Raw genomic sequence first — 6,690 nt, 5'->3', positions numbered from 1 at the left:
TCGACGATGCGAGGGACTTCTACTTCGAGGCGATTGGCCAGGTGAAGATGGATCGGTGGTCCATCGGCCGCGTCGTCCTGACCGGCGATGCCGCCTGGTGCGCCTCCCCCATTAGCGGCATGGGGACCAGCTTGGCCCTTGTCGGTGCCTATGTGCTCGCCGGCGAGCTTGGCCGACACGAGGATCATGCCGAAGCCTTCGCCGCCTACGAGCGGATCATGCGGCCCTACGTGGAGCAGGCGCAGGACGTGCCCAAGCTCGGCCCGCGCATTGCCCAGCCGCAGACTCGCACCGGTATCGCGCTTCAGCAGGCCGCGCTCAGCCTCGCGACAAAACCCGGCTTGAGCAGGCTTGCGGGCAAGCTGCTATCGCCGCCTGCGGACAGGATCCACCTTCCTGACTACGGGCATGATGCGATCATGCAGAGTGCCCTGGAGGGGATGGTGCCGTAGGCGCTGGAACGTCCCCGTGAGGCGTGCTCAGAGGCCGAGCTTCTTCCGCCACGGGGCCGACCCGTCCTCCATCTGCTGGGCGTACAAGGCCACGTGAGCATCGGAGACACTGGAAGATGTCGTCTCGCTCTACAGCGACCACCTGCTTTCCAAATTCCCATCCCTCACCCTACCTGGCGAGAAGGAGCCGGACCCTGATGGTGACGTCTCCTGAAGGCGAGAGAGCCCAGATGACAGCCTCCCAAAAACGGTGGCTCAGTCGAGGACGCCGACGCGCTCGCCCAGGGACAGGGCCTCGCCCTTGGTGGTGGAGCCCGAGTACCAGGAGGTGTCCTTGGTACCGCTCTTGTCCAACTGGAGGTGGATGTCGGAGTCCGGGTTGCCGGGCGAGCTGGCCTTGCCGATGTTGCAGCGATCACACGTCCGGTCATACGAGGCCGCCGACGGGTTGAAGTGCATCAGGCGGAACGTGAAGCCGTCGGCGAAGGTGTGCCGCACCTCGTTCTGCGGGATGGCGAGGTTCGCGTAGCAGATGGTGTTAGCGGTGTTGATGACCACGTTCCACGCCAGCGAGCCGAAGACCGCCGTGGTGACGTTGGTTGTGCCGCAAGTGCCGCCGGAGATGTCCACGGCGCCGTGGAACGCGCCGCTCGAGGAGTACGTGGTGGCTGTCACCGTGCCAGCCAGGGGCGCTTCGACGTTGCGGGCGGGAGCGGGGGAGGGGGCGAGTGCGGCCAGCGCGGCGAGCGCGCCCAGGGCCTTCAGCGTTCGTGGCATGGGAGGGTTCCGGGCCGGTATCCCAGCCCCGTGGGGAAGGTGCGGGAAGTCCCGCGGAGAGCCGGCCGGAGAGCGGAACCGGGAAGTCCCGCTCCCTGGCCGAGGCGGTGCTTCACCTCGAGCTGCTTGAATCAGTCGAGGACGCCGAGGGTCTCGGTGCGGTCCACGGCCTCACCCTTGGTGGTGTAGCCCGAGTACCAGGAGGTGTCGTAGGTGCCGCTCTTGGTCTGCTGCATGTGGGTGTGGGCGCCCGTGGAGTTACCGGTGGAGCCCTCGTCGCCGACCTGGCAGCGGTCGCAGGTCTTGTCCACCGAGGCGGCGGTCTTGTTGAAGTGCCAGATGCGGAACTGCCAGCCGTCCGCCCAGGTGTGCAGCGCCTCGTTCTGGTTGCCGCTGCCGTTGCCCGAGTTGCAGTAGTGGGCGGTGGTCCGGATGGACACGTTCCAGGAGACCGAGCCCACCACGCCCGTCTCCACGCCCCAGTAGTCGCAGCTGCCGCTGGAGACGTCGACGGCGCCGTGGAACGAGCCGCTCGAGTAGTACGTGGTGGTGGTGACCGTGGCGGTGTACGGCGCCTTCACGGTGTGCGCGGTCACGGTCGCGGGGACAAGCGCCAGGGAAGCCAGGGCTGCCAGGGGCAGCTTCATCGTCTTACGCATCGGTTTTTCCTCTCGAGCCGGTTCACGGCCCTGGGGGGGGATGGACGTCTCTACGGAACCTGCTGCAGCCGCTGCTTCTCCCTCAGGATCAGGTTCCACTCCTGAAGGTCCAAGCTGAGAACTCGAATCCATGCGTCGATCTCCGGAGCCAGGCTGGGGTCGGTGCTCCGCAGCCGCTGCAGCTCGGGGATCGCGCCAAAGAAGCCCAACTGGGCGATGCTCTGCAGGAGCGCCTTGCGCACGCTGGCGTCCTGCTCGTCGCGGTACATGGCGAGCACCGACTGCCGGGCGTTGGCCATCTGCTCCGCGGGCACCCCGCCCAGCGCGAGCGCCGCCGCCCTGCGCACCTCGGCATCATCGCTGCGCAGCAGCGACTGAATCTTGCCGGCCGAGCCGGCGCTGATCATCTGGGTGTCCATGTTGCCGAGGATCTTCGCCGTCACCTTGGGATCCGTGGCGGCGGCCGCGGCCGACACCGCGGCGTCCGAGGCCACGCCGTGATAGCCCGAGTAGACCTCCTGGATGTCCTCGACGATGTTCGTCGCGGCCTCCTGGCGCACCTCGGGGGAGGCGTCGCGCACCAGCTTCTCGTACGCGCCGTCCGTGCTCTCCAGGGCGCTGGTGCGCCGCATCGAGCGGACCGCGGCGGACCGCAGGGCCGGGTCGTGCTCCTCCAGGGCCCGCTTCGCCACGGCCTTGATCGCCTCGGGGTCCGCCCCGCGCTCGGTCCGCGCCACCATGGCGGCTGCCAGGTGCTCGGCCATGACGGGGTCTGTCTCCCGCTCGAACGCGGCCCGCAGCTCCTGATCGGGCAGGGTGACGGCGGACTCGCGCAGCAGCGTGCGCAGGTACTTCTTGTAGGCCTCGGAGTTCGACTTGAGCCCGTGGCGGATGGAGTCCATCAACCCTGCGACCGAGCAGCTCTCGCCCTGAAGCGCGGGGCCCGGGGCGATCACCTGGGCTGCGGCGGTGCCAGGCAGCAGCGGGCAGAGCGTGAGCGCGAGCAGGAGGGTGCCGGTGCGGAAACACAAGGTGCGTGTCATGGGAGTTCCCGTGCTCATTCGTGGCGATCCAGGCAGTTGAAGGGATCCTGGTTGGGCAGGCTGTTGTAGAGCCGCACGAAGTCCAGGGTGCCGCTGGCGTAGATGCGCTCGAAGTCCTGGTAGATGGCCTGGAAGCGCGGGTCCATGGCGACCATGTTCGCCATGACGGGCAGGGCGCGCTTGCCGGCGGTGCGCGCGGAGAAGCGGAAGAGGGCCCATTTCACGCACAGCGACTGCTCGGTCTCGAAGGTCTTGGCGAACAGGTCCAGCACCTTCCCCTTGTCCAGGGACAGGGAGAGGTTGTGCGCCGCCGCGTCCCGGCCGTCCTCGTTGCCCTCGCCCACGAGGATCTTCGCGAACCGCTCGGTCTCCGTCGCATCGAGGAGGGGCGCGGCGTGCATGGGCATCATCTGTCCCAGATAGCGGACCTGCTCGTCGGGCGACTGGGCCCCGATGGTGAGCAGCTTGTCCATGTAGGGGGTGATGCTCGCGTTCTGCTTGAACTCGCGCTTCATGACCCGCGCGATGGTGCGGGCCGCGGCCCAGCCCGCATCGACGGAGGCGGGATCATTGGCGAGGGTGGTGAGCTTGTCGAGCGCCGCCGGTGCCAGCCGCTTCTGCGTGTCCAGGGCGGAGATCAGGCCCGCGCGCCGCTCGGCTGGGAGGGTGTTGTCCAGGCCCATGTCCATGAGCCGCGTGGCCACCTGGGGCTGGTGCACGGCCTCGGAGTCCCTCACGGCCGTCAGGTACACCTTGAAGGACTTGCCCTGGGCATCGCGGGACCACTCCAGCACCTCGATCGCATTCGCCGGGTTCTTGCCGATGAGCTCCGTGAGGCGCTCCTGCAGAAAGTCCCGGACGAGCCCATCGCGCGAGTTCAACAGGGGCGCGGCCCACTCGCGGAAGTTGTGGATCGTCACCCCCTCGTTGAAGCGCTCCAGTTCCTGCCAGCAGAGGGTGGAGGTGAAGCGCGGGGCCTTGGCCTCCTCGCCCGGGGCCAGGGGCGCGGCCGGGCCGGGGGTGCCCGTCTTGCGCGCCGGGTCCTGCTTCGCCTGGGCCTGCTGCGCGGCGGCGGCGGGCTCCGTCTCAGCCGGGCGCTCCTGGCTCCCACCGCGGCCGATCAGCGCCACTCCGGCCAGCAGGGCGGCGAGGCCGGCCCCGGCCACCAGCAGCGGCTTGCGCCGGCTCGAGGTGCCTGACGGAGGGGAAGAGCTGGATGCTGAAGTCATGGCGGTGGGCCTGGTGGAGGGGTTCCATCCCTGTAGAGCCCCCGAACTCACCGCCATCCCAAGAAATAATTAAATTCTTGGATATCAAGCGAATCGAGGCATCTAGGATGTTTGCGCACAGTGCGTAAATGCCCGGAAAGACAGAGGCCCCGCGTGAGGAGCAGGTCCTCACGAAGGGCCTCGGCGCCCGGGGGCGCGTGCTTCCGCGGCGGCCGCTCAGTCGAGGACGCCGAGGGTCTCGGTGCGGTCCACGAACTCACCCTGGGTGGTGTAGCCCGAGTACCAGGAGGTGTCCTTGGTGCCGTTCTTCTCCTGCATGAGGTGGGTGTGTGGGCCGGTGGCCTGGCCGGTTCCGCCCTCGTCGCCGACCTGGCAGCGGTCGCACGTCCGGTCGTACGAGCTGGCGGTCTTGAGGAAGTGCTTCAGGTGGAACTTCCAGCCGTCCGCCCAGGTGTGCACTGCTGTGTTCGCGTTCTCGTAGCCGTTGCCGTAGCAGACGGTGCCGGTGGTCATGATGGTCACGTTCCAGGAGACCGAGCCCACCACGGCCGTCTCGACGCCCCAGTAGCCGCAGCCATTGCTGCTGGCGACGTCAATGGCGCCGTGGTACCCGCCGCTCGGGTAATAGGTGGTGGCCGTCACCGTGCCGGAGTACGGCCCCTTGACCGTGTGCGCGGCCGCCGCGGTGGGAATGAGCGCCAGGGAAACCAGCGCCGCCAGGGCCATCTTCATCATGTTGCGCATCGTGAGTGCCTCTCGGCCGGTCTCCCGGCCCGTGTGTGGGGAAACTTCGGGAACGGGAGCGCGCTAGTTGATGACGCCGATGATCTCTCCGAGATCGATGACCTCACCCTGGGTGGTGTAGCCCGAGTACCAGGAGGTGTCCTTGGTGCCGCTCTTGTTGACCTGGAGGTGAGTGTTGATGCCCGAGTCTCCGATCTGGCAGCGATCGCACGTCTTGTCGGCCGAGGCGGGGGTCCTGAGGAAGTCCTTGACGCGGAACGCCATTCCGTCCGCGAAGGTGTGCAGGGCCACGTTGCCGGTGGCGGCCGTGCACGTGGTCGCGGTGCTGTTGATGGTGATGTTCCACAAGAGAGAGCCCACGAACCCTGTCGAGACGCCCCAGTAGCCGCAGGGGGCGCTGGGGGTGATGTCCACAGCGCCGTGGAACGAGCCATCCGGGTTGTACGTAGTGGCCGTCACCGTGCCGGAGTGCGGCGCCAGGACGGTGTTGCCGGCCAAGGCCGTGGGGACGAGCGCCAGCGACGCAAACGCCAAGAGGGGCATCATCGTTTTGCGCATCGTTCTTCCTGTGACCGGCGAGTTCATGAGGAAGAGGGCCCGAATTCCCGGTCGTCCCAAAAAAAATGAAAAAACAGGCAAGCGCATAGAGGGATGGGGTCCCAGTTGAGGGGGAGGGAGGGAGCACAGGGGCCGAGGAGGCCGCTGACGGACCCCGCCGTCCCAGCCGCGCTCGCGCAGGTGGTGGACCAGGCGCTCCGCGTCGGCGACCATGGAGCCCCCGTCTTCCTTGGCGCCCGCGTCGATGTAGATGCGCGAGGTCCACGGCTTGGGCTGCGCGGCGACGTAGTCGAAGATCTTTCTGTCCGCGAACCCCAGGGACGGTGACATGCACAGCGCGGCGCCGAACAGGTCCGGATGGCGGAAGTGCGCATAGAGCGCGGCCAGGCCGCCCATGGACGAGCCGCCCACGGCGGTGCCCGCCGGCCCCGGCGAGCTCCGCTTCGCGCTGAGGGCTAGAAGCTCTCCATCCACCACTTCGGACGCGTCTCGTCGACCACCTGGCAGATGACGCCCGCTTGGCGCTGCACCGCCACGCCCAGGGCATTCGTCCGGTGCTGCCACTCCTGGTAATAGATGCGCGCGGTCGGGCCGCAGAGGCCCTGGATGCCAGCGTGCGCCGATTCGAAATCCTTGCCGGGCGGAGGCGGGGCCGCCTTCTCCATCTTGTCGCACGGCTTCGGAATGTAGTCGTCATCCTGCGCCTGGCGAATCGGGCGCGTCCAGGCACCCGTCCCATCCACATTACTCGTCAGGGAGATGCGCCTCTCGCCACAGCCGCGGGTGCCGCGGGAGGTCTGCACCTCGACATCCGGATAGTCCTGAACCTCGCTTGGGTGGTCCTCCCGGCAGCGGCGGACTTGCTGGTAGGGCACTCGGATGTTTGCGGCTGCGTCGGGCGAGTCGGGCAAGACTCTCTCGGCGGCGGACATGCCCTCGTCGTACTCGCTCACCATGCGGGCAATTCTCTCGTTTGTCCCTGGCCGCGCATGGCGGCGCATCCACCCATCACTGCACAGCTCACCACCGCAATGACTCCGACCAGCGCTCCCTGAATCCAGCGAACCATGTGTGTCTCCATTGCCGTGGCGGATGAGTGACCCGGGCGCGCATCCTCTTGCGAGAAGTTCCGGGCGTGCAAACCACTTCGAGCCGCTGCCGACGCGCCGGCGCATAGGTGGGATGAAGCGGCGGGGCGCGGAGCTGTTGAGAGTTGAACCCGGAAGCA

8 protein-coding genes are annotated in these 6,690 nt (G+C 67.7%); 1 reads left to right on the top strand and 7 read right to left on the bottom strand.

Annotation, left to right across the window (positions count from 1 at the left end):
• On the top strand, positions 1–452 hold a 452-nt coding region (locus DB31_RS37380), incomplete at its 5' end, for an FAD-dependent monooxygenase (protein WP_044197138.1).
• A 255-nt stretch (positions 453–707) separates the two neighbouring features.
• Here DB31_RS37380 and DB31_RS37375 read toward each other — a convergent pair.
• From DB31_RS37375 to DB31_RS50960, 7 genes are all read right to left on the bottom strand, one after another.
• Complete coding sequence (locus tag DB31_RS37375; protein WP_044197136.1) at positions 708–1,229, bottom strand: hypothetical protein; 522 nt, start codon at positions 1,227–1,229, stop codon at positions 708–710.
• Positions 1,230–1,360: 131 nt separating this feature from the next.
• The gene (locus DB31_RS37370; RefSeq protein WP_044197133.1) at positions 1,361–1,888 is read right to left on the bottom strand and encodes a hypothetical protein; all 528 of its coding nucleotides are present in this window, start codon (positions 1,886–1,888) and stop codon (positions 1,361–1,363) included.
• 50 nt (positions 1,889–1,938) lie between these two features.
• Positions 1,939–2,931: a HEAT repeat domain-containing protein gene (locus DB31_RS37365; RefSeq protein WP_044197131.1), complete on the bottom strand. Its 993-nt coding sequence runs from the start codon at positions 2,929–2,931 to the stop codon at positions 1,939–1,941.
• A 14-nt stretch (positions 2,932–2,945) separates the two neighbouring features.
• Positions 2,946–4,160 (bottom strand): hypothetical protein, encoded by a 1,215-nt coding sequence (locus DB31_RS37360; protein ID WP_044197129.1) that lies wholly within the window; start codon positions 4,158–4,160, stop codon positions 2,946–2,948.
• 216 nt (positions 4,161–4,376) lie between these two features.
• Entirely contained in the window at positions 4,377–4,904 is a 528-nt protein-coding gene (locus DB31_RS37355) for a hypothetical protein (protein WP_044197127.1), read from the bottom strand.
• A gap of 63 nt (positions 4,905–4,967) precedes the next feature.
• Positions 4,968–5,936 (bottom strand): alpha/beta hydrolase-fold protein, encoded by a 969-nt coding sequence (locus tag DB31_RS50965; protein WP_240487095.1) that lies wholly within the window; start codon positions 5,934–5,936, stop codon positions 4,968–4,970.
• A complete protein-coding gene (locus DB31_RS50960; protein WP_044197125.1) occupies positions 5,918–6,418 on the bottom strand; it encodes a hypothetical protein in 501 nt (166 codons plus the stop codon). Before DB31_RS50960 ends, DB31_RS50965 begins: the two co-directional genes overlap by 19 nt.
• Between the last annotated feature and the right edge of the window lie 272 nt (positions 6,419–6,690).

Origin of the sequence: Hyalangium minutum, assembly GCF_000737315.1 — a bacterium.
Lineage (GTDB): Bacteria > Myxococcota > Myxococcia > Myxococcales > Myxococcaceae > Hyalangium > Hyalangium minutum.
Note: the sequence above shows the minus strand (reverse complement) of the source record. Positions and strands in the feature narration are given on the sequence as shown.